7 protein-coding genes are annotated in these 24,046 nt (G+C 71.9%); 2 read left to right on the top strand and 5 right to left on the bottom strand.

The genetic code is table 11. The features are described from left to right. Window positions 1-63: 63 nt before the first annotated feature. Genes ACSHV8_RS21715 through ACSHV8_RS21695 form a run of 5 tightly spaced genes read right to left on the bottom strand, consistent with a single transcriptional unit; the run spans window position 64 to window position 23,022 of the window. Window positions 64-672: a type VII secretion system-associated protein gene (locus ACSHV8_RS21715; protein WP_436535575.1), complete on the bottom strand. Its 609-nt coding sequence runs from the start codon at window positions 670-672 to the stop codon at window positions 64-66. Next, complete coding sequence (locus ACSHV8_RS21710; protein WP_436535574.1) at window positions 669-1,211, bottom strand: type VII secretion system-associated protein; 543 nt, start codon at window positions 1,209-1,211, stop codon at window positions 669-671. The genes ACSHV8_RS21715 and ACSHV8_RS21710 overlap by 4 nt, the downstream gene beginning before the upstream one ends. Then, window positions 1,208-21,787 (bottom strand): hypothetical protein, encoded by a 20,580-nt coding sequence (locus ACSHV8_RS21705; RefSeq protein ID WP_436535573.1) that lies wholly within the window; start codon window positions 21,785-21,787, stop codon window positions 1,208-1,210. Before ACSHV8_RS21705 ends, ACSHV8_RS21710 begins: the two co-directional genes overlap by 4 nt. 9 nt (window positions 21,788-21,796) lie before the next feature. Continuing rightward, on the bottom strand, window positions 21,797-22,609 hold the full coding sequence (locus ACSHV8_RS21700) for a hypothetical protein (protein ID WP_436535572.1): 813 nt from the start codon (window positions 22,607-22,609) through the stop codon (window positions 21,797-21,799). An 8-nt stretch (window positions 22,610-22,617) separates the two neighbouring features. Beyond that, window positions 22,618-23,022 carry a YbaB/EbfC family nucleoid-associated protein gene (locus ACSHV8_RS21695; RefSeq protein ID WP_436535571.1) on the bottom strand — a complete coding sequence of 135 codons (405 nt, stop codon included), beginning with the start codon at window positions 23,020-23,022 and terminating at the stop codon, window positions 22,618-22,620. A 213-nt stretch (window positions 23,023-23,235) separates the two neighbouring features. On the opposite strand from ACSHV8_RS21695, the gene ACSHV8_RS21690 reads away from it, so the two are divergent. Together ACSHV8_RS21690 and ACSHV8_RS21685 are read left to right on the top strand one after the other, a co-directional pair. Further along, window positions 23,236-23,679 (top strand): WXG100 family type VII secretion target, encoded by a 444-nt coding sequence (locus ACSHV8_RS21690; protein ID WP_436535570.1) that lies wholly within the window; start codon window positions 23,236-23,238, stop codon window positions 23,677-23,679. A gap of 37 nt (window positions 23,680-23,716) precedes the next feature. After that, entirely contained in the window at window positions 23,717-24,022 is a 306-nt protein-coding gene (locus ACSHV8_RS21685) for a WXG100 family type VII secretion target (protein ID WP_436535569.1), read from the top strand. The last annotated feature ends 24 nt before the right edge of the window (window positions 24,023-24,046 follow it).

Below are 24,046 nucleotides of genomic sequence, written 5' to 3'. Positions count from 1 at the left end.
CCAATGTGACGGGTGTTGCGCCGGGAGGCGAGCCCAGCGGCGCGCCTCTGCTCGATCCGCCCGTCAGGTCTGCCCGGACGGACCGCCGATCCACGGCAGCACCGCCGCGTCGCGTAGCGGATAGCGGGCCCGCAGCAGGTCCCGGGCCGCCGCCAGTTCGTCGCCGGCCAGCAGGTAGGCGGCCCGCACGTCGTCACCGGTGATCCGGGCCGGAACCGGTCCGTACGGGTTGACCAGCACGTCCACGCCGTCGTCGAGCAGCCCGGCCAGGCCGAGCAGGTCGGTGCGCAGCCAGCCGGCCACCGGGACGATGTCGCGCTGCGGGGCGCTGGTCGCGACGATCAGGCACAGCGCGTGGTCCGGGGAGTACACGACGAGGGGGTGTTCGTGCTCGTCGCACGCGACGTCGACCATCGTGTCGCGCAGCAGCAGCCGAACCAGCTCGACCGGGGGCGCCTCGGTCACGGCGGTGCGCAGCAGGGCGTCGAGCGGGTCGGCCGGGGCGTCCGGGTCGGCCGGCCGGTAATCCGGGTTCGGCCGGAACCCGCCGATGTCGCCGTCCGAGCCGACCGGCCACGAGCCGGCCATGGCCGTCACCGGCGGGACCTCGTCGTCCGGGCCGGGGGTCCAGTCCGGGTCCATCATCAACAGGTACGTCGCGATCGCCGTCACGGGACGGTGATCCGCTCGTACGCCGAAATCAGGTCCTTGTCGGAGATCGCCGCGACTCGCCGGACGAAGCCGGCGGTGAGGCGGACGGCCGCGGGTCCCTGCGGGTTGATCAGCAGGTCGACGTCGTCGGGGAGCCGCTCGGCGATCTCCTCGACGGTGACCCGGAGCCACTGCGGGGCGGTGATGCGCCGACGGTGCGGCTCGGCGGTGGCGATCACCGCGCAGAGCACGTCGTCCGGTGAGCGATGCAGCAGCGGGCGGCCGTCGCCGTTGAGGGCGAGCTCGACCAGCGCGTCACGGAGCACGACCTCCAGGACGTCGGTGCCGGACTGCTCGTAGGCGAGATCGCGCAGCGCCGAGTCGATCGGGTCGGTCGGCGCATCCGGGTCGACCGGCCGGTAGTCCGGGTTGCTGCGGAACCGGCCCAGCGTGCCGTCCGCGCGCATCGGCCACAGCCCGGCGATCGCCTCGACCGGCGGTTCGGCGCCGTCGTCGGGAGACCAGGCCGGGTCCAGGAGCAGCACGTATTCGTCGGTCACGTTCTTTGTCCGATCTCTACGAAGGTGCCGCCGCCGCGGACCCCCATCAACTGGAACGGCTGGATCAGCGGATGCCGCCCGGCGTCCGGCATCTTGTTGAAGATCTTGGTCGGGGCGTAGAGGGAGCCGGCGAACTCGCCGGACTCGCGCAGCGTGCGGTCCAGGTCGTGAGCCGCGCCGCCCGGGCGGTCGTTGGCGCCGACCAGGCAGGAGAACATCACGATCACGCCCTGCCGGACGCCCGGGGCCTCGTCCAGCAGGCGCAGGGCGATCAGCAGGTCGGCGTACTGCCGGCCGTTGAGCAGGGCCTTGCGCCCGCCGGTCTGGCCGATGGCGAAGACCTTCTCGTTGCCGTGCAACTCCAGGATGAGCAGGGGGCGGCCGTTCAGGCCGGCGGCGCCGCCCCACGGGGTGGTGAGGGCCTTCGGGGTGAGCCGGCCCTTGGCGGTCTGGGCGTAGACGCGGTGACCGGTTTTGAGCACCCGTTGCAGGTACGGCCGGATGCCGTCGACCTTGTCCTTGGGGGACGGGAAAGCGGCGGCCAGCAGGGCGCCGGTGGCCGGATCGGTGACCCGGACGATCTTGACGGAGGCCGGGTCGACGACCGGGGTGCCGGCCGGGACCAGCGCCGGCTGCGGAGCGGGGGCGGGCTCGGGAGCCGGCGCGGGCGCGGAGGCCGGAGCGGGCTCGGCGCCCGGAGCGGTGACGATCTCGGTGATGCGGCCGTTGCCGCCGACGCCGATCAGGGCGGAGCCGGTCGCGCCGCGGTGGTGCGGGCCGGTGAGGCCGAAGACCTGGCCGGTGTAGCCGAGCTGGTCCAGCCGGGTCGTGAAGTCGAAGCCGGCCTGGCCCGGTTCCTGGGTTTCCGCGCTGTGTGAGGCGAGCAGCACGATCCGAGGGTGCCCGGCCGGTGACTGGGCGATCGCCGGGAACAGTAGGTCGGCCAGTGCAGATCCGGAATAGGCGTAGGTGGTGTCCGGCGTGGACCGGCCGGAACGCAGCGGGGTGTCGACCTCGAAGTGGTCGCCCCGGCCGCGGATGTCGATCCAGAGCGTCGGGGCCGGGCCGGTGTCCCGGCTCGGGAACGGGAGCCGGCGCCTGGTCGGCCGCCGATGGCCGTCGGTGGTGACGTAGTGGGTCTGGTCGCCGTCGTGGATCTTCTTGAGCACGTCGCGGATGCCGGACGGGCCGCTCGCGCCGCGACCGAAAGCGATCGCCACCAGCGTGCCGTCGCGGGTCAGCGTCCGCTGACACAGATCTTCCAGCCGTGGCCCGGCGGGCATCGGGGGTTCGGGGTCGTGATGGCGGGCGGGGGCCGGGGGAGTGGCGTCGCGATAGGGGTCGGGCGGAGGAGCGGTCACGGGCAGGGGCCGGCGCTGGGGCAGGATCGTCGGGGGCATGGTGACGATGCGCGGGCCGGTCTCGGCCGGTTCCGGCTTCGGGTTGACGTACCAGCGGAACTCGCCGTTGTCGGTGAGCTCGGCGTACTCCGGGGCTTCCTCGACGGCGACGTCGGGGGCCAGGCCGTGTGAATACGGGACCCGGGCGTCGCTGAGGCCGGTGAAGAACGAGTGGGCCGAGCCGGTTCCGGCCCAGCCGCTCCACAGCACCAGGGGGGTGCGCGGGCCGACGCCGGGTACCGAGCGCAGCCCGGCCCGGGCGAGCATGGTGGCCAGCTGGGACCCGGGCATCCGCACGATGCCGGCGCCGCGCCGGTGGACCAGGACGGTGTCGCCGTAGGAGTCGCCGAGCAGGAAGGTGATCGCCGGCTGCCCGTCGACCTCGGAGATCACGGCGGCCGAGCGGAACGCTTCGGCCTGCTCCGGGTCGAGCGGGAAGCCGATCGCGGCCAGTCGCCCGCCCGGTCCGGTCGAGGTGGTGATCACGACGTCGGCCAGGGTCAGGTCGGCCGGAGCCGCCGGCGCGGTGGGGGCGGGGCCGGGCGGCAACACCCCGTCCGGCCGCGGCACGCCTTCCTCGCCCGGCCTTCGTTCTTCGCCGGCCGCGGCCGACTCGTTGCCGGCCGGCGAACCCTGCTCGGAGGCGTGGGTGGTGACGGACGGTCCGCCGGCTGAAGGGGTGCTGTCGGAGGGGGCCGCGGCCGTGGAAGGGGTGGGCGCGGGGAACGTGCGGTACTCGCCCTTCTCGTCGACCGCGATCTCGCCGGTCACCGTCTGCAGGACCACGCTCATGCTGCCGGCCAGCAGCGGACGGTCGTCGCCCAGTTCGGCCAGGCGGCGCTGCAGGGCGGCCGCCGGCCCGGCCGGATGTTTCTGGCCGATCAGGCAGATCGCGGCCAGGAAGCTGCCGTAGACGTCCGGCGACCACCGTTGCCGCTGGCCGGAGCGGTCCAGCAGGTCGGCGATGACGTCCCCGTCGACCATCGGGCGGTCCGGGCCGCGGCGCATCCGGGTGATCACGTCGGTGGGGGTGCCGTGGGCGAGGATCATCGCGTGCCACTTGTCGTCGGCTTCGCGCAGCGGATGGCTGGTGGCGCCGATCTCGTCGAACTTCTCCCGGATGCTGCTGTAGCGCAGCGGGCCGCCGGCCACCGTGCGCCGGACGAAATTGCTGTCGGTGAACAGGTCGGTCGAGGTGGAGTCGGCGGCCAGGTCGCGGCTGGGGAACGAGACACCGGCGTATCCGCCGCCGCGGTAGTACACGGCGTGCATCTCGACGTCGCGGGGCCGCAGCGGATCCGGCTCGATGGTGGTGTGCCAGTCCGGTTCGGTGAGTGAGCCGTCGGCGGTGGGCTCCGATCCGACCATGGCGTGCAGGGTTCGGAAGTAGCCGGAGCGGCGCAGTTCACGGCTGGTCGCGTGGGCCAGCCGGGCGGCCGTGGCGGGCGGCGTGTCCTTCGGCAGGAGCAGGACGACCGGCCGGGCGGTGAACTTTCCCTCGACGGCGGCCGCGCGGAATTCGGTGGAGCTGACGATCGCGCGGGCGGCGGCGTGCGGGGGCAGGTGCTCGGTGCCCTGGTGCAGGATGCCGCCGGTACGCAGGTTGACCCCGGCCCGGTTCACGTCGCGCAGCACGACCACCGTGGGCTTGTTGTACCCCCACGGCGTCGGTTTGTGGGATGTCGCGTAGACGCCGAGCTGCCCGAGGGACGCGTTCTCCTGCCACTTGTCGTACGAATAGTGGGTGTGGGTGTGGAAGTCCTGGTGGCCCGGGAAGTACGCGCCGATCGAGCCGGCCGTGGGGTGTTGCAGGGCGATGGCCTGTACGTCCTCGGGCCGGAGCGCGCCGATGCGCCGGCGGCGTCCGGGGACCGCCGCGAAGACCGGATGGCCGGCGGCCGCGGCGAAGTCGTAACCGCTGTGCCCGGCCCGGTTGTGCTGCCCGGCCGAGCCGGAGAGCAGCGTCACCTCGCGGGTGGCGGGCAGCGCGGCGTACGTGCCGTGTCCGGCCAGCACCGCGGCGAGGGCGGCGCCGGTCAGGGCGATCTGGCGCCCGCCACCGGTGACCGCCGGGTGGAACCGTTGCGCGTCGCCGTCCACGGCCACGAAGAAGTCGTCGCCGGTGGGCAGCCGACGGGCGCCCCGGGCGGCCTGGGTGACCGGATGGTTCTCGTCGGACGTCGGGAAGGCCAGGCCGCGCCCGCCGGGCAGCTCGACGATCTCCAGGTCGGACGCCTGCGGTCCACGGACCAGGCGGAAACCGGAGCCCGGTTCCTCGACGTACGAGAACGGCAGTTTGCCCTGGCTGAGCCAGAGGCCGTGCAGGTAGTAGAACGGCCGGTAGCCGCTGTGGGCGATCTGGGCGTCGAGCAGTTCCCGGGCGGTCCGTGCGGTCCACTCGGGGTCGCCGATCGCCTCGATGACGAACACCATCGGGGTGGCGATCGGTCCCCGGTCCAGCGACTGGAAGTTCGGGTCGGCGTACAGCTCGGCGATGACCTCGGCCGGCTTCAGCGTCCGGGTGCCGCCGCCGTGCGCGGGGACGACCAGGTCGGTGGCGTTGAACTCGCGCCGGAGGTAGACGGTGATCGGGCGGCCGTCGGGGCGCAGCGCGCCGTCGGCCCACGGGGCGGGAGTCAGGTGGCGGCCCTCGACCTTGTCGATCCAGCCGTCCGGCAGGTCGGCCGCCTGGTCGGTGATGCGCTGGGTGAGCGCGGCATCGGGCAGCAGCGATACGGCGAACGGGCGGCCGTGCGGGTCGGCGTGCAGAGTGGACCGCGGCGTGCCGTCGGTTGCGGTGCGGACCGGCGGGGTGAACGGGACGGCCGGGCGCGGGTCGCGGTTCTCGTCGAGCAGATCGTCGTCGCTGTCGCTCTCACTCTCCGAGTCGGTGTCCGATAGTGATCCCTCATCGGAAGAGGAAGTGGAGGAGACCGGGGTGGAAGCGGATGCGGGTGCAGAATCGGGCGCGACCTCCTCGACGGTGAAGGCGTCGGCCGTGGCGCTGTCGCGGAACATCGCGGCGGCCGGATCGGTGTCGGCCGGCACGATCTGGTTGAAGTACACCCGCGACGGCACGAACTTGGTGAACCCGCCGTCGTGGGAGACCGCGATCCCACCCGGCCACAGCGCCGCCGTGGTCCGCAGCGCGAACACGTTCCCGGGGAAGTCGGCGTGCTGCGCGGCCCGCATCACCTGATGTCCGAGGTGCCGGTCGCTGTCGTGGAAGCCGGCCCACGGCGCGAGCAGCAGGATCGAGGTCCGCCGGGGGAACCGGTCGAGCAGCAGGCCGCCGTGCTCCGGGCTGCGCAGCGCGCCGACCAGTCCGGCGCCGTCGAGCCGTCCGCTGCCGCCGTCGCGCAGCGGCACCGACGCCGACCACCCGTCGGCGCCATCGGTGTGCACCACGTACACCGCGTTGCCGTGCCGCGGCGAGAAGTCGGCTAGCCCGGCACTGGGCTCGCCCTCGCCGATCGCCCCCGTGTACGTCCACACCGTGTCCAGCTGTCCGGAATCGATCGTGCGGGCCCAATCCTGGACCGGCCCGGGGTCGTGGCTGAAGGTGACCCCGAACTCCTGCCCGTTGCGGTCGATCAGCCGGGCCGGCGGTAGTACCTCGGTCAGGTCGGCCGGGCTGAGCACATCGTCGTGGCGGTCCTCGGACAGCGGCACGTGCCGGCTCCCGCCGAGCGGCGCCGAGGCGAGCGCGGCCGCCCGGTCGCCGACCCGGGCGATCCGACCGCCGTGCGCGACCCGCAGCACGTGGTCACCGGCCTCGCGTTCGTCGTTGTCGCCGTCCTTGTGCCGGACGATCAGCTGATCGGTCGGCGCCAGCACCGGTCCTTGGTGCCCGAGTTCCCGGACCCGCCGCTCGAAGTCGTGCGCCGCCGTCCCGGCCTCGTCCTGCGCATACGTGTCGCAGGCGGCGAGCAGGATCGTGCTCTGCGGGTGCAGCGCCGCCGCCTGCTGGACCAGCATCGCCATGTCGTCGCCGTCGACGGTGACGATCTCGCCGTCGTTCATCTCGACCTGGAAACCGTCGGCGGTGCCGTGCGCCTCGACGAGCAGGGTCCGGCCGCCGGTGCTGCCGGGCATCTCGACCCGGCCCTCGGTCGGGGAGCCGGGGCCGTCGCGCAGCACGTCGTACCAGGACGTGCCGCTCTGCATGATCGCCGCGGCCTGCCGGGGCATGGTCTCCCGATCGCCGGCCCGCGACGGGAACATGATCGCGACCCGTTTCGCGCCCGGGTCGGGCAGGACGGTGTGCTTGACGTCGGCGACCGTGTACGGCTTGCCCCGCAGACGCGGGGTGGCCGCGGCCGGGGGTGTCGCGCCGGGCGGGGTGTCGGTGCTGATCCGGCCGGCGCCGACCTCCAGACGACCGTTGCGGACGGTGACCGGGCCGTCGGCCGTGTGCACGACGACGCTCTCACTGAGCCGCTCGCGTACCGCTCGGGTGAAGTCCTGGGCGAACGGGCCGGGCCCGGACGGGACCAGCAGCAACCGGTCCGGCGCGGCACCGTGCTGCCGCAGGGTGCGGGCGGTCAGCTCGGCGAAGTCGGCCGGGGTGAGCCGGACCGCGCCGCGCCCGGCGAGGTTCACCACCACGTGCCCGTCGCCGTCGCTCGCGCCGTGCACGGACAGCGGCTGGTCACCGCGCCACGGCACGGCCCGGCCGACCCGGGTGCCGTCGTCGTGGTGCAGATAGGTGGCGCGGGTCGCCGCCTCGGCCTCAGAGCGCAACCCGGTGGTGTGTTCGGGCGTGAGTCCGAAGGTCAGGGCGGTCACCGTGCCGTCGGTGTCGGTGAGCACTCCCGCGTCGGCGCGGTCGTCGCGCCCGAGGATCCAGATCGGTGCGGCCGACGGATCGGCCCGGGCGGCGGCCGGGGCGATCGGGTCACGTTGCGCCTGGGCCAGCTCCACGCCGTACGCGCGAATGGTCTTTTCCCAGGTCTTGGCCGCGGCCTCCTCGGCCGCCCGGGCGGCGACCAGCGGCCCGCCCTCGGCGCCGCGGCGTCGCACCGCGTCGGTCCGCACGGCTGCGGCGCTGTAGGCCGTCGACGCGTCGGCGAGGTCCTGCGCTGCCGTGGTCAGCGCGGCCGGCAGCGTCCGGCCGGTCAGCTCCTCGGCGACGTCGTCGCGGACCCGCAGCAGGGCCGCGTCGGTGACGGTGAGCTCGGTGCCGCCGGTGCGCCGGGGCCCGTCGGAGAACACGCCCGGCTTGGTGCCGACGGTGAACCGGAACTTCACGTCGTAGAGCAGGCCGCGGGTCAGTGTCTGGTCGGCCGGCCGTTCGGTGGCCGGTTTGGCGCCGAGCTCGTGGCCGTGCTCGGTGCCGGTTTCCAGGGCCGGCGACCCGGTCGTGAGCAGGTCACGGTCGGCCTGGGTGGAACCCAGCACCGACCCGAAGTCGCGGCGCTGCTCGCCGTGCGTGCTGCCGGCCGCGGCGGCGACGACCGGCGCGGTGGTGGTCTGCAGGCCGGTCGTCGTGACCTCCTGCCGGCGTTTGTGCTCGTCGCTGACCGAGCTCTTGACCTTGATGCGGTGGTCGGCGCCGGTCAGCCGGGCCGAGGCGGCCAGGATCCGGGCGTCGACGTAGAGGAAACGGTCGGCGTCGATCGGCAGCGGGATCGCGAACGTGCCGTCGGTCATCGCCCGCAGCGCGGTCGCCACCGTGTCCGGGGTCAGCGCGCTGTCCAGGGCGGCGATGGTGTCGTCGTCGACGTCGCCGTGCGACTCCAGGATCGCCTGCGCGGCCGCGGCGCGCAGGGCGGCCATGTCCGGCAGCAGGCGTTCCACGGCGTACGCGTCGGGCTCCTCCGGAAGCCGCAGGCTCCCGTCGGCCGTGCGCCACGCGGCCCGGGCCGCCGCGGTGTGCTGGGCCCGGTCGACGGTGAGGATCGGGCCGGCCTGGCCGAGCCGGGTCTGCCCGGTCGCCGGGGCCGGCAGCGTGTCGCCGGGCAGCGTGTGGAACTCGACCTCGCGGGTGCGCACGTCGGTGGCGAGCACGTCGCCGACCTGCTCGCCGTCGCGGCCCAGGTGCCGGTCACCGTGGGTGATGAACAGCTCGATCCTGGCCTCGCCGCGCCACGCCACCATCGGCCCGGTCGCGGTCAGCGACTGCTTGTGCACGGTCTTGCGGCTGATCGTGTCGCGGCTGTCCCGGGTGCCCCACTTCAGGCCGGTGCGCAGCGCGGTGCCGAGCGAGCCGGCCCGCGGGGCGGTGGCCGTCGTCCCGGACTCGCGTAGCGTCTGGTTGAACCGGGCGGTGACCGAACCGCCGAGCTTCTGCCGCCAGCGGGACCGGACCTCGTTCTCCTCGATCTCCACCTTGCCGGAGGTGCCGAGCTCGTCGACGTGCGCGACGGTCGCCGCGGTCAGCGGAGCGGGGAAGGTGATGTCGGCCGTCAGGTAGTAGGTGTGGCCGGTCAGCCGGTCCTCCAGGCGCAGCGGCTGGGTGCGGCCGCCGTTGAGCCCGCCGGGCAGGTGCCGGTTGAGGGTGGCCAGGAAGTCGCGGACCGCGCGGGTGTTGTCGTGCGGGCCGGCCAGGGTGTCGCGGGGCAGCAGCCGCTCGGCGGTCACCCGGGCCTTGGCCTCGTCACCGTCGTACTCCCGGGTGAAGCCCTTGATCAGGTTGGTGCGCAGCTGGTCGACCCGATCACTGAGATCGATCGGGGTCACCGTGCCGCCGAGGCCGACGCTGGGCGCTCCGGTGGCCGGCGCGGCCCCTTCGGGGCGTGCCACGGGAGGTGGGTGGAGCAGGCCGTCCGGCACGGCCCGCTTCGCTTCGGGCCGGGGGGATTCTTCGCGTACGGCGTTAGCCCGCGCCACCCGCTCGTCGAGCCGCAGCAGGATCGCGTTGTTGTGCTGCCGGGACATCTCCCGGGCAGCCGCCTCGTGGGCCGTGGCCAGGTCGGCGCGCGCCTGCGTCTGGTGATCGGCCAGGGTGCGTAGGGCCGCGGTGTGGTTGTCGTCGAGGGCGCGGGACTCGGCGCGATGCTCGGCCCGCAGCCGGTCCAGGTCACGGGCGGCGTCGATCCGGCTCTGGACCGTGGCCCGGCCCGTGCGGTGCCCGGCCTTGCGGATGCTCAGGGCCCGGGTGTGGTCGGCGGCCAGCGCGGCGCGTTCGGTCTCCTGCGCGCGGCCCAGGTCGCGCTGCTCGGTGGCGTGCGTGCCCCGCTGCTGGTCGAACTCCTGCTGCTGGGCGGTCGCCAGGTCCTGCCGCTGCCGCTGCTGGGTCCGGGCCAGCTCGATGTCGGCCCGGGTGGCGTCGAACTCGGCGTCGTGTTCGCGCAGCCGGTGGTACTGCGCCTCGGTCATCCACATCTGCACGCCGTCGGGGATGAGCACGTGCTCGGCCGCCGCGGTGGTCCTCCCGCGGCCCGGGTGCCACGGGTTCTCGTGCACCTCGGCGGTCACCTCGGCGTCCAGGTCGAGCTGGACGAGCACCTTGCGCTCGGCCCGGCCGGTCAGCGAGAGCCGGGAACGGCCGGTCAGGTCCTGGCCGCGGCCGGTGCCCCAGCGGTGGGCGAGCGGGGCGAGCTGGCCGACGAAGATCCCGCCGGGGATGTAGCGCAGCCAGCCGGCCGGCACCGGGGTGTGCGCGACCGAGCCGACCCCGGTGACGGTCGGGCCGAACTCGAACTGGCGGCTCTTCGCGCTGCCGGCCCGGGTGCCGCCGGTGTGCGACTGCTTGCTCTTGTCGTACTCGGTGCCGTCGACGATCCGCGGGTTGGCCGGCCGCAACCGGATCGTGGCCTGGGCGGTGGTGTCCGAGGTGCGCCGCTCGTGGGTCAGGCCGGTGATCTCGGTGGCCGCGCTGAACAGGGACGGATCGGCGGTCATCGACTCGGGGGCGAGCACCTCGCCGACGGTCAGCGGGATGTTCGTGGCCGACGAGTCGAACAGCGGGTCGTCCCGGGACGCCTTGCGCAGCACCCGCATCGTCGCGTCCTGCAGCGCCTTGGACGCGGTGAACGAGGTGAGCCGGTTGCCGTCGAGGTCCCGGGAGTAGCCGCCGCCGATCCCGGCGATCGGGTTCGGCCGTTCGATCGGCTCGCTGGTCACCGCCCGGCCCGTGTCCGGCGGCGCCGGCCGCTCGCGGGTGGTCCGGTCCTGGGGCACGAACAGGCGTACGTCGAGCTTGTGGGTCTGCGCCGGGATCGCGGGAGGTTCGATCGGGCCGGGCATGCCGCGCCGCGGGCCGCCGATCGAGGTGCGCCGGCCGGTGGTGTTCAGCGTCCGGTACGACTCGGTCTCCACAGTCAGCGTCAACTCGGTCGCGAACGCCCGCACGGTTCCCGGGGCGATCTTGCCGTCGGCGTCCACCGCGGTCCCGTGGTCCAGGTGAAACGTGGCGCCCTGGGTGACGCCGAGCGACTGGGCGCGGGTGGACGTGCGGGCGAACCGGATGCCGGCCAGCAGCGTTCCGTACAGTTTGGACAGCGGCCCGTAGACCCGGCCCTCGACGCCGACCTCCCCGGTCGTGGTGGTGCCCCGGCCGGCGACGGTGCCGCTCTTCTCCTTCAGCCGGGTGCCGGTGTCGTCGGCTCGGCGGCGGGCGGTCGGGCCGTCCGAGAGCGGACCCATCTCGCCGGTGATCTTGATGATGGTCGGGTAGTTGTGCCGGGTGCCCTCGTACAGCACCGGGATGTGCAGGCCCGGCCCGACGATCCGGTTGAGCAGCTTGACCAGCTGATCCTCGGAGAGCGCGGCCCGCACGGCGTCGGCGCGCTGCCACGCGGCCCGGTCGTCCGGGTCCAGGTGGCCGTCGTACTTCGGGTCGCCCATGTCGCCGAGCAGGTCGTTGGCCGACAGGAACAGGCCGAACAGGGAACGGTCCAGGCGGGGGCGGCCGGGGACGTCGCGCAGCGCGTCGGCGATCGCCTCGTACAGGCTGCCGGCGTCGCCCAGCTGCGGGATCGCGCCGTCGAAGGAGAGGCCGTGCTCCAGGTTGGCCGGGGCGTGCCACTCCCGGTCGTCGCCGTGCCGGCCCGGCCACCCGGCGTCGGCCCGCGGGTCCAGACCGGCCTCGGCGACCCGCTCCGGGGTGGCCCACTGGAAGCTCTCCACCGTGCCGTCGAGCTTCCACGGCTTGCGGCCCGGCAGCGCCACCTCCAGGTCGTAGACCACCTGGTAGCGCACCATCGGGCCCTCGCTGCTGGTGATCTGCCGGCCGCCGGTGGCGGTGGAGTGCTCCTGACTGTTCTCGGCCGTGCGGGAGTACCCGGCGCGCGGGCCGACCGCGAAGTTCACCGCGCCGGTCTCGGTGCCCGCACCGACCCCGCCGGTCACGCCGACGGTCCGCGAGGCGGTGCGGCGGTCGCTCTGCTCGGCCGCGTGCGCGCTGGTCACCTCGTGCTTGGCGTCCTCGACGGTCTCCACGACCCGGGTCAGGCGAGGAACAAGACGCATCCGTACGGCGGTGTGCCGCGGCCCGCGGAACGGGTTGCGGCTGGGCCGCTCGGCCAGGGGGTCGGAGGTGACCCAGCCGGCCTTGGGCCGCGCGTCCGCCCCGTGTTCGAGTCGGTGCAGCTCCTTCTGGACGTTGCGGTCGCCGAGGAAGTCGCGCAGCATCCGCTTGCCGTCGGCGTCGAGGTGCATCTCGCGCGCGACCTGGGTGTAGAAGTCGCCGGCCGGGCCGGGGCGGGCGATCGCGCTCTCGACGACGGCCGCGGTGGGCGGGCGCAGGCGGCTGCGCTCACCCTTCGGGCGGTGCAGATCCCGGGGTACGACCAGGTCGACGCGTCCGTCCACGGTCAGCGGGTCGCGCAGCGGGGTGCCGTCCGGGTCGCGTAGCTCGATGACGTACCGCAACGGCATGTCGACCTGGATGCCGTTCTTGAGTTTCAGCGTGCTGCTGAGTGTGTCCTCGACCGTGCCGGTGTGCGCCTCGGTGGTGCTGGCGGCCATCGGCACGGTGATCGACAGGTCGCCGACGACCGGCGGCAACGCGGTCACGGCGACCCGCGGGTTCAGGCTCTGGTCGTCGGCGACACCGCTCTTCAGCGTGGTCTTGCCGGTGTCCTTGGTGCCGGCCTTGACGTTCTCGCCGTCGTTCTTGGCGTCGTCCCGGCCGGCCACGGTCAGGTGGTCCGGGTCGAGGACGGAGCGGATCACCAGCTCGGCCGGGCGGCCGTCGACGGTGACCGGTTCGGCGTGCGCGTCGCCGAGGAAATGGTCCACGTCGGTGCGCATCAGCTTCTGCAGCTGCCGATTGATGGCGGCGTCCAGATCCGGGGCCACGGTGGTCAGGTCCGGCGGGTCGATCCGGGCCTGGAGCACCTGCTGGGCCAAGCCCAGGCGGCGGCTCTCCCGCAGGTAGTCGGGCAGGGCACGGCGGATCGCCTGGGCCAGCTCGGCGTCGGTCTCCGGCTCCTCGGCGATGGTGAACAACGACGGCGTACGGGCCAGGCCGGGCACCGGCGGCGCCCAGCCGAGCGCGTCGGCCATGTCGACGTCCGGCGCGGAGCCGTGCCGGCGGTGCAGTTCGTTGCTGAGGTCGGCGTACTCGGTGAACTTGGCGTGCGAACCGGCCAGGCCGGGCTGCCGGTCCTGGTAGGTGTCGGGCTGGCGGACTTCCAGGGGGACGACCGGTCCGCCCGGGGTGTGGTGATCGAGAGCGGTCAGGTGGGTGCGGATGCCCAGGGCGTCGCTCTGGTCGATGGTCGGGATGCCCCGCTCGGCGCGGGTGCTCTCGGTCAGCACCGCGTTGAACAGCAGCGTCCGGGCCCGGGTGTCGGCCTCGTAGAAGCTGGTCATGCCGTCCGCGGCGAGTTTCTGATCGAGCAGCGTGGCCCGGTCCGGGGACTGCCGCCGGAACTGGTCGACGACCTCCCGGCCGATGTTCTCGACGTTGTCCTCCAGGAACCGCTGCACGACCGGCGGGAGCTGGGCGTTCAGCGCCGACATCTGCACCCGGGAGGCGGCGCCCAGGTAGTTCTTGGTGAGCCGGTCGATCGCCTTGTTGTCGCGCTGCGACTCGTACAGGTCGGCGGCGCCGGCCAGGATGGCCGCGGTGTGGGTGTAGGCCATCGCTCCGATGCCCTGCACGAGCCGGTTGAGAAAGGGGTCCGTCGAGACCGTGGCGGTGAAGTGCTGGGCGAGACGCTGGGCGAAGTCGAGGCCGTGCCGCAACGGCTCGCGGGTGTTCCTGGTACGGGTGTCCTGGATGACCTTCTGCAGGAACTCGGGCATGCCGGCCAGGGGCACCCCCACGGTGTACTGGGTGTAGACCTGCTTCGGGGACTGGCCGCCGACGATGCCGACCTGGTGGCCGACGTCGCTGACCCGGAACTGCGGCAACGTGGCGAGCACCTCGGCGAGGGGAGTGCTCCGATCGTTGCCGGACACCTCGTGGAGCCGGTTGATCAGATCGTTGATCAGCTGGAACGCGGGCAGCGCGGGTGGCCGGCTCTCGCCGTCGATGACCCCCAGCGGTTCGGTGACGATCTCGATGATCTGTTCGCCGCCGGAATGGTCCATGACCAGTTTGATCGCCGGGTGGATGCCGTCTCGGGTCTGGGCGAGAACCGTGGCGTAACCGACGTCGACGTCGCCGGGTGTGTCGAGCGCGAACTGGGTTTCGATCTCGACGCCGATCGCCCACGGGTCGTCCGGGTCCAGGTCGCCGTCGAGCGGTGTCGACGGGTGGGTGGACTCGGAGACCGGCCGCTTGGCCACGGTCTCCGGGGACTCGTCGCTCTCGTCCGGGTTCTTCCGGGCGATGCCGGTGGACCAGGCGTTGTCCGGGTGCGGGGTCAGATCAGGGCGCCGGCGTCCGCCGACGATCGTCGAGCCGGCGACGAAAACTCCGCCGTCCGCGGTGGTCCAGGCCGTCCGGAGAGGAGCATTTATCCGTACGCCGGGAAGGTGTTGCCGTAGTTGGTTGATGAACGTCCCGGAGCCGGTGTCGCAGGCGACCAGCTGGATCGGCCTGTTCTGCCAAGCCGGGTCGTTGCGGATCATCGTGGCCAGCTCGGCCGCCCCGATCGTGCGGGGGCCGATCTTGATGCCGTCGGGGGTGCCGTGGCCGTACACCTGATAGGTGGTGGTTTTGGGGGTTTTGCCGGCGTGGTCGAAGTGGGCCGGGTCGGTCTCGGCGTCGATCAGGCGCAGGCCGCTGTCGACGTGGATCGGGCCGGTCGGTTCGGTGTTGTTTCCCCAGGTCAGCGCCTCAGCCATGGCGGTGTCGGCCGGTGCCGGGGCGGTGGTCGGCTGGTGGTAGACACGGTTGGTCAGGCCGGCGTAGTCGTCGAAGCGGGAGCGCGTACCGGGCATGCCGGCCCGGTTCGGGTCGTTCTGGTGGGTGTTCGGCTGGCGGACCTCGAAGGCCACCACCGGACGGCCCGGCGTGTGGGAGTCGACCTCGGTCAGGAAGGTGCGGATGCCGAAGGCGTCGCTCTGGTTGATCGGCTCGATGCCGGCGCGGTCCAGCGCGGGTTTGGAGAGGATCGTGCTGGCGAGCACGCGCGGCGTGTTGTCGTCCAGGTTGTAGTAGGTCTGACCGGGCGCGAGCTGCTGGTCGAGAACCTTCGACCGTTCCGGATCGGCCTGTTTCCAGGTGGTCTGGACCTGCTCGGCGATGGCCCGCGAGTTCTGTTCCAGGAACTGCTGCACCTGGGGCGGGAGTTGGGCGTTGATCGCGTTCAGGTCGACGCGGGAGGCGGCGGTCAGGTAGTTCTTGGTCAGCCGGGGGATGTTCTTGTCTTTGGTCTGCTTCTCGACGATGTCGACGTTCGCCTCGAACATGGCGCCGGTGTGGCTGTAGGCGAGCGCGCCGACGCCCTTGACGATCTGTCGCAGGTGCTGGTCGGTGGAGGTCTTGGCGAACTCCTGGGCCAGCCGGTCGCCGAAGGTGAGACCGTCGGCGAGCAGCTTGGCAGCCGGGGAAGGCTTGCCGGAGCGGCGCGGTTTGCTGGTGGCGTCCTCGACTGCGGCCTGGAAGAACTCGGCCATGCCGTCGACCGGGACACCGACCGTGAACTGGGTGTAGAGGCCGGTCGGGACCGCCTCGCCCTCGACCTGGACGTGGCGGCCGGCGTCGCTGACCTGGAACGCGGCCGGCGGCGCGAGAGTGTTGCGGAACGCTTGGCCGGCCGGGCTGTCGGCGGTGATGACCGGGACGCCGGACTGCGCCAGGGCGGGGCCGGTGAGCAGGATGTTCGCGGTGACGGCGGGGATCGGGCGGGCCAGGTCGTAGTAGGTCTGGCCGTCGCCGAGTTTCGCGTCGAGGAACGCGGCTTTCTGCGGGTTCTGCTGCTTCCAGGTCATCGCGAGCGCGCGGGTGATGTTCGTGAAGTTGTCCTCGATCAGCTGCCGGGCCTCGGGTGTCAGGTCGGCGGCGATCGAACCCAGGTTCACCGGCGCGGCGACCGCCAGGTAGTCGCGCATGCGTTGGGGCAGCTCCTCGGGGTTGCCGTCGCCGGCCATGGCGTCCGCGGTGGCCTCGAACATCGCCGCGGTGTGGGTGTAGACGAGCGCGCCGACCCCGCGGACGCTGTCGTCGCCGAGCTGCTCGGCGAGCCGCCGGCCGAACTCGACACCCCGGGTCAGAGTGACGGCGGCTGGGTCGTCCGGGTTCGTCGCGGTGCTCGCGACCTGCTGCAACAGGTCGGTGACGGCCGGCGTTGAGAGGCCGGTGCTGTACGAGACGTTGCGGCCGGCGTCGGTGACCTGGAACGACTTCAGCGGGGCGAGCACGTCGGCGAGGGAGGTGTTGCGGCCCGAGCGGGTCGCCGCGTGCAGCAGCTCGACCAGGTTGTCGATGGTCTGGAAGGCCGGGGCGGCGGGCGGACGGTTCTCGCCGTCGATGGTGGCCAGGGGTTCGGTGACGATCTCGATGATCGGATCGTTCATGCCGTCGTGGTCGACGACCAGTTTGATCGCGGGGTGGGTGCCGGGTGGGGTCTGGGCCAGGACGGTGCTGTAGGGGATGTCCTCGGTCAGGATGAAGCGGGTCTCGATCTCGACGCCGATCGCCCACGGGTCGTCCGGGTCCAGGTCGGTGCCGGTCGGCGGATGGACCGAGTGGTAGGTCTTCGAGCTGACCGGGCGTTTGCGGATCGTCTCCGGGGAGTCGTCGGTCTCGTCCGGGTTCTTCCGGGCCACACCGGTGTTCCAGCTGTTGTCCGGGTGTGGGCTGGTGTCGGGGCGTCGGCGTCCGCCGACGATGGTCGAGCCGGCGACGAAAACGTCACCGTCCGCCGTGGTCCAGGCTGGGCGACGAGGAGCATCGATGCGTACGCCGGGAAGGTGTTGCCGTAGTTCGTCGACGAACCGGCCGGCGCCGGTGTCGCACGCGACCAGCTGGATGGGTTTGTTCTGCCAGGCCGGGTCGTTGCGGATCATCGTGGCCAGCTCGGCCGCCCCGATCGTGTGAGGGCCGATCTTGATGCCGTCGGGGGTGCCGTGGCCGTACACCTGGTAGGTGGTGGTTTTGGGGGTTTTGCCGGCGTGCTCGAAGTGGGCCGGGTCGGTCTCGGCGTCGATCAGGCGCAGGCCGCTGTCGACGTGGATCGGGCCCGTCGGATTCGAGCCCGAGCCGTCTCCCCAGCCGATCGCGTCGGCCATGTCGACGTCCTGCGGCGGGGTGATCGAATCGACGCCTGTCATCGGCTCACCCGGGAGCGTGTGCTCGGGCGGTGGGGTGCCGTGCAGCTGGTGCAGCTGGTTGCTCAGGTTGGCGTACTCGGTGAACTTGGCGTGTGAGCCTTCGAGACCCGGCTGGCGGCCCTGGTAGGTGTCGGGCTGGCGGACTTCGAGGGGGACGACCGGGCCGCCCGGGGTGTGGTGATCGAGAGCGGTCAGGTGGGTGCGGATGCCCAGGGCGTCGCTCTGGTCGATGACCGGGATGCCGCGGGCGTTGCGGGTGTCCTCGGTCAGGACCGCGTTCAGGAACAGGGTGCGGGCTCGGGGGTCGACGTCGTACAGGCTGGTGAGGTTGTTGTCGGTGTTGATCTTCTGGTCGAGGAGGGCGGCTTTGTCCGGGGACTGCTGCCGGTACTGGTTGAGGACCTCCTGGCCGATCGAGTCGGCGTTCTGCTCCAGGAACTGCTGGACGGTCGGGGGCAGCTGGGCGTTCATCGCGGCCAGGTGCACGCGGGAGGCGGCGCCCAGGTAGTTCTTGGTCAGGCGTTCGATCGGCTTGTTGTCGCGCTGGGATTCGAGCTGGTCGGCGGCGCTGGAGAAGATCGCGGCGGTGTGGGTGTAGGCCATCGCGCCGATGCCCTGGACCAGGCGATTCAGGTAGGGGTCGTTCGAGGTGGTGCTGCTGAAATGCTGGGCCAGGCGCTGGGCGAAATCGAGGCCGTGCTGCAGCGGCTCGCGGGTGTTCCTGGTGCGGGTGTCCTGGATGACCTTCTGCAGGAACTCGGGCATGCCGGCCAGGGGGACACCGACGGTGTACTGGGTGTAGACGGTTTTCGGGGACTGGCCGCCGATGATGCCGACCTGGCGGCCGACGGTGCTGACCTCGAACTGGGGCAGGGTGGAGAGGACCGCGGCGAGCGGGGTGTTCTGATCGGTTGCGGTCACCTGGTGCAGGCGGTTGATCAGGTCGTTGATCAGCTGGAACGCCGGGAGTGAAGGCGGCCGGTTCTCGCCGTCGATGACACCCAAGGGCTCGGTGACGATCTCGATGATCTGTTCGCCGCCGGAGTGGTCCATGACCAGTTTGATCGCGGGATGGATGCCGTCGCGGGTCTGGGCCAGGACCGTGGCGTAACCGACGTCGACGTCGCCCGGAGTGTCCAAGGCGAACTGGGTTTCGATCTCGACGCCGATCGCCCACGGGTCGTCCGGGTCCAGGTCGGACTCGGTCGGGGGGCGGTTCTCGGCGGTGATCGACTCAGTGACCGGGCGGTTTTTGATCGTGGCCGGGGAGTCGTCGGGCTCGTTCGGGTTCCGCTGGGCGGTGCCGGTGGACCAGGCGTTGTCCGGGTGCGGGGTGGGGTCCGGGCGGCGGCGGCCGTTGACGATCTTCGCGCCGGCTACGAAGACGTTGCCGTCGGTGGTGGTCCAGGCCGTTCGGCGGGGGGCGTCGATGCGTACGCCGGGGAGGCGCTGGCGTAAGTCGTTGACGAAACGGTCGGAGTTGATCGGGCCGGCGCCGGTGTCGCAGGCGATCAGGCGGATCGGGCGGTTGTTCCAGGCCGGGTCGTTTTTGATCATCGCGGCCAGCTCGGTGGCGCCGATCGTGCGGGGGCCGATCTTGATGCCGTCGGGGGTGCCGTGGCCGTAGACCTGGTACGTGGTGGATTTGGGGGCTTTGCCGGCGTGGTCGAAGTGGGCCGGGTCGGAATCGGCGTTGATCAGGCGTAGGCCGGCGGGGACGTGGATCGGGCCGGTGGGGTCGGTTTTGGGGTTCGGGTTTTGGGAGTCGTTGGCCCAGGCCAGAGGGGTGGGCTGGTGCTCGATGAGGGGCGTGGGGTAGCCGCCTCGACCCGATTTTTCGGATATTCCGGGTTTGGGGGAATGGCCGCCGTGGTGGTGGGGGTCGAGGGAGGCGATGGCCTGTTTGACGTCGGACTCGAGGGAGGTCTTGACGTTGGGGGTGTCGGTCTCGGTGGCGGTCTTTGCCGGTGGAGCGGGGGTGGCTGACTGAGGTGTGGTTCGGGCCGGGTTCTGGGACTGGGTGGGGGCTTTGTCGCTGGGCGAAAGGGGGGCGGTTTTGGCTGGGTCGAGCGGGGTTCTGGTGGGGTCGGGAGTGGTGGTGGCCGGGGAGTCCTGTGCGTCGTAGGCCGGGGGAGGGGATTCCAGGGAGTCGTAGGACGGGGGAGCTTCGGTGGTCTGGTCCGTTGTGGATTGGGGGGTGGTGGATTCCTGGTAGGACGGCGGGTTTTCGGAGTGCGGGGTGGTGTCGGCGGTGGGTGCTGGGGAGTCGGTGGAGATGGGCGCCGAGGTGATTGGGGGTGTGGTCGACGGCGAAGTGGTCGTGGTCGGCGTCGAGGTAGGTGTGGACGACGTCGAGGTGGACGGCTGGGAGGTGGATGGCTGGGAGGTGCTGGTCTGGGGCGCGTTCGTGCTTGGGGAGGAAGTGCTGGTGGTGGGGGACGAGGTGCTGGTCGTCGTGGTTTGTGCCGCGGGGGGTGGGGGCGGGGCGGAAGAGGGCGTGGGGGACGAGCTTGTGGGGGACGAGCTTGTGGGGCTGCCCTGGGTGGTGCTGGAGCCGCCGGTGCTGGGGGAACTGGTGATGGAAGAGCCGGTGGTGCTGGTGCTGCTTGGGGTGGTGTTACTGGTGCCGGCGGGGGCGTTGGGGGTGCCGGCGGTGTCGGGCGCGGGGTTGCCGCTGGTGCTGGTGGTGTCGGTGCTGGGCTGGGCGTCAAAGCCGGGGAGGCCGCTTGCTGATCCGCTGGTGGAGGAGGGGGTGGCTGGGGCGCTGGTCGGCGACTGGGGCGATGTGTTGGCGCCCTCGCCGGATGTTGTCGGCGCCGATGTGGACGTCGGCGGGGCGACCGTTGAAGTCGCCGGGGCTGGGGCTGCCGTGGTAGGGGGTGAAGTCGTCGGCGCGGGTGTCGAGGTGGATGACGACGGGGCCGCTGGGGTCGCCGTGCCCGTGGATGGAGAGGCGGTTGCCGACGAGGATGACGGCGCTGAGGTGGATGACGGCGCTGGGGATGGCGGCGCTGGGGATGGCGGCGCTGAGGGGGATGACGGGGTGGCCGTGGGAGATGACGCTGCGGGGGTGGGGCTTTCGGTGGTGATGGGGGCGTCGGTGCTGGTGGGGATGCCACCGGTGGCGGTGGTCGGGGGCGCGGTGGTCGGGGGCGCGGTGGTGGTGGGGTCGGTGGGGCCGTTGGTCAGGGGCTGGCCGGTCATCTCGTTGACCACGTCGGCGCCGAGGGCGTCCACGACCGGGGCTACCTGGGGGAAGTTGCCGCCGGCGTTGCGCAGGGTTTCGGAGAGCTGGTTGAAGTAGTTCTGGACGGACTGCGGGGTCACGGTGGTGTGGCCGTTGCCGGAGCCGTGGCCGCCGGTGCCCTGGGGGACGCCTGCGAGGTTGTTGCTCGCCTGGTGGGCGTAGTCGACGCCGTAGGAGCCGATCATCGAGGACGTGACGGTGGCCCAGGGGACGAAGTCGCCGCCGACGATGCTGGTGAAGCCGAGTTCGCCGAGGACCTCGCCGATGGCGCCGTTGATGGCGCGACCGTCCTTGCCGGCCGAGAAGTGGGGCAGGATCTTCTTGACCGCGCCGCTCCACGCGCTGGCCACGCCGCCGATCATCGCGCCGCCGGCGCCCGCCAAGAGCCACTGGTTCCAGTTGACCTGGCCGACCTTGCGGTTGCCCTCGGCCGTCTGGATGCCCATGGCGGCGCCCTCTTCGGCCATCTCCTGGAACGCTTCTTCGACCGCCTCCTGGACGACTTCCCCGCCGTACCTGACGGCCTGTTCTTTTGGGGTTCTCGGCGGTTTCGCCGAGGGCGTCGGGGTGTCCTTGGGGGACGGGGTGTCCTTGGGCTTGGGGGTGGGGGTGTCCTTGGGCGTCGGGGGAGGGGCGTCCTTGGGCAGGGGTTGCGGGGTGGGCCGGGCCGGCGGCGGGTCCTTCGGGGTGGGGGTCGGCGTGTCCTTGGGGGTCGGGGTGGGGGTGTCCTTCGGTGTGGGCTTCGGGGTGGTGTGCGGGACGTCCTTGGGGGTGGCCTTCGGCAGGGGCTTGGGGGCCTTGGGTAGCGGCGGGACGTGCAGTTTGGACAGGCTGCGGCCGACGTGCCGCAGTTTGAGGCCCTGGATCAGGGCGCGGACCACGCCGCCACCGGACGCGATGTGGAACGGCACCAGGTAGGAGAAGCCGGAGACCAGCGCCAGGAAGATGTCGAAAACGGTCAGGAACATGGCGATGGCGACCGAGTACTGGGTCTGCTCGGCGTCCAGCGTGAAATTGTCGGCCTGGGCGATCATCTGCCGCAGCAGGTTGATGTCGTCCGGTACGCCGTCGGTGACGTTGCGGGTGGCGTTGTAGAACTCGCGGGCGGTCTGCCCGCTGACCGCGCTGTAGACGCTCGTCGACAGGCCGCCCATGCCGGTGCTCAGCGCCATCATCCCCGCGACGACCCCGGTGAGCTCGGCGGTCATCGCCCGGAGCTGGGTGATGTCGGCCTTCGGGAGCTGCTCGCCGGAGGCGATCAGGATCGCGGTGTACGCCCACTGGTACTCGGGGTCGTCGGGGATGTGCAGGTCCATGCGGTGCGGTTACTCCGGCTCTTCCGCGGGGACGGCGGGCGTCGCGGGGTGCACGCTGCGGTAGAAGACGTGCGACTGCGTCGGCTCCAGCGGGGTCACCTCCGGCTCGATCACGGCCTCGCGGCGGGCCGGCAGCAGCGGTTCCAGCGGTGCGATTCCGGGCTCGGCCACGGCCTCGCGGCGCATCAGGAGGGCGGGCTTGAGCGGTGTCAGCTCCTCGTCCGGGGTGAGCAGCTTGCCCCGGACCAGGTGACGCGGTGTGGTTTCGCCCTCCTCGTCGGGGGTCAGCAGCCGGCCCCGGGCCAGGTGGCGCGGGGCGGCCTCGGCCTCCTCGCCCTCCTCGGCCGGGGTGAGGATCCGGCCCTGGACGGTCATCGCGCGGCGCAGCAGTGGCCGCTCGGTGCCCTCGACCGGGGTGTACGTGGCGCCCTCGGTGGTCATGAAGCGGCGGGCGGGCGCGTTCGGATCGGCCGGGGCCTCGTAGCCGCCGACCGTCTCGGAGTCGACCAGCAGCAGGTACGTCGACTGGTCGGCGTCCTCCCGGGCGTCGCCGTAGATCTTGCCGTTCTCGACCAGGCCCTCGCCGTAGTAGCCCAGCGTGGTGCTGACCACGTTCACCCGGCCCTCGACCGAATCCAACCCCTCGGTGAAGGACGGGCCGAACTGCCGGCCCAGGTCGTCGTCGCCCCACACCCCGGAGTAGCGGGCCCGGATGTCGGTGACCCGACTCTTCAACCGGGCCCAGTCGTGCGACGCCGACTCGTACGGGCGGGCGTGGGCGGCCAGGCGCTCCGGGTCGACGTACAGCGGCTCGTCCGACATCGTGACCCCTAACGCTGGAGCTGCTCGTTGACGATCTGCGGCAGGCGCGGCCCGTCGGCCGGGACCATCCGGTCCAGCCCGAGGCTGCCGGCCAGCAGTTCACGGGCGTTCATCCCGGGCGGCATCATCGGGGCGAGCAGCTCGGCCGCCTCGGTGACGGCCTTGGCCTTGGCGTCGTCGATGGTCTTGAGGATCAGCGCGGACAGGTCCTTGGGCGCGAGCTTGCGGTAGGCCGTCCCCTGGAAGGTGATGTCGGTGACCGAACCACCGTGGTTCACCGTCACGTCGATCTCCCGGCGCGGCGACGACGCGGTCGCCCGGATCGCCTGGACCCGCTGGTGCAGCTCGGTGAGGCTCAGGCGCTGACGCTGGTACTCCTCGAACATGGTTTCGAGGCGGTGGTCGTCGGACATGCTCGGCCCTTCCGTCGGTGACCACCCAGCAAAGCCGGGACCGGCGACGGCCGACAAGGGATTCGGGGCCGATGGGGTGGGGACGGGCAAGAGCGTTACCCGCCTGTCCGGGCCGGATGTCAGTCGGGGCAGATCGCCGGTCCGAGCGTGCACAGACGGTGGCGAGGCATTTGCCGCTGTCGAAACGGCTGGGACGCTCCATGAACGCGAAGCGTGCGCATCGCAGCTTCCTGGACAGAGCGGGCATCCCCACCCCCGGTGGGGCCCTCGCGGGAGGTAACAGTGGCAGTTCAGCAGCAGAACGTCGGAACTACCCAAGAGGGTATGGCCGCGGCCCGGGTCGAGTTCGAGGGCAAGGTCCAGATCTTCAACGGCCAGCTGTCCAGTGTGAACCAGGAGATGGCGGTCCTGCAGAGCACGTGGGACGGCACCGCGTCGTCGAACTTCAACCAGGCCATGGACAACTGGGAGGGCGGCTTCAAGCGGGTCATCACCGCCCTGATCAGCATGATCGAGAGCCTCGGCGGCAACGCGAAGCTGTACGAGGGCCAGGAGGACACCGCCTCGAACCTCGCGCAGCAGTGGGGTCAGGCGCTCGGCAACGGCGTGCAGGACGCCCCGGTGGCGGCGCCGTCCGGCGGCCTGCCCGGCATGTGACCGCCGACCCCCGACCGACTTCCCGAAAGGCGTTGAGATGAGTTCCTACAAGTTCAACTTCACCGTGGCCGACAACACCCTCGACCACATGGACACGGTCAACAACAACCTGAAGCAGGCGCTCGACGAGCTGGAGCGCAACAGCCGGGCGCACCTGCAGGAGTGGACCGGTGACGCGCAGACCGCGTACGCGCACGCCGAGGCCGAGTGGCGGGCCGGCCTGCAGACGATGAGCCAGGCGCTGCAGTCCGGCCGGGTCTCGCTCTACAACATCTCCGAGGGCTACGGCAGCGCCGAGCAGCGCGCCTCGCAGATTTGGGCCAACACCTACACCGGTCGCTGATCCCGCGGATCCGGCCGGTTCTCC

The organism is Actinoplanes sp. HUAS TT8 (genome assembly GCF_051380535.1).
Taxonomy (GTDB): Bacteria; Actinomycetota; Actinomycetes; order Mycobacteriales; family Micromonosporaceae; genus Actinoplanes.
The sequence above is the reverse complement of the archived record's forward strand: the minus strand, read 5'-3'. Positions and strand labels throughout refer to the sequence as shown.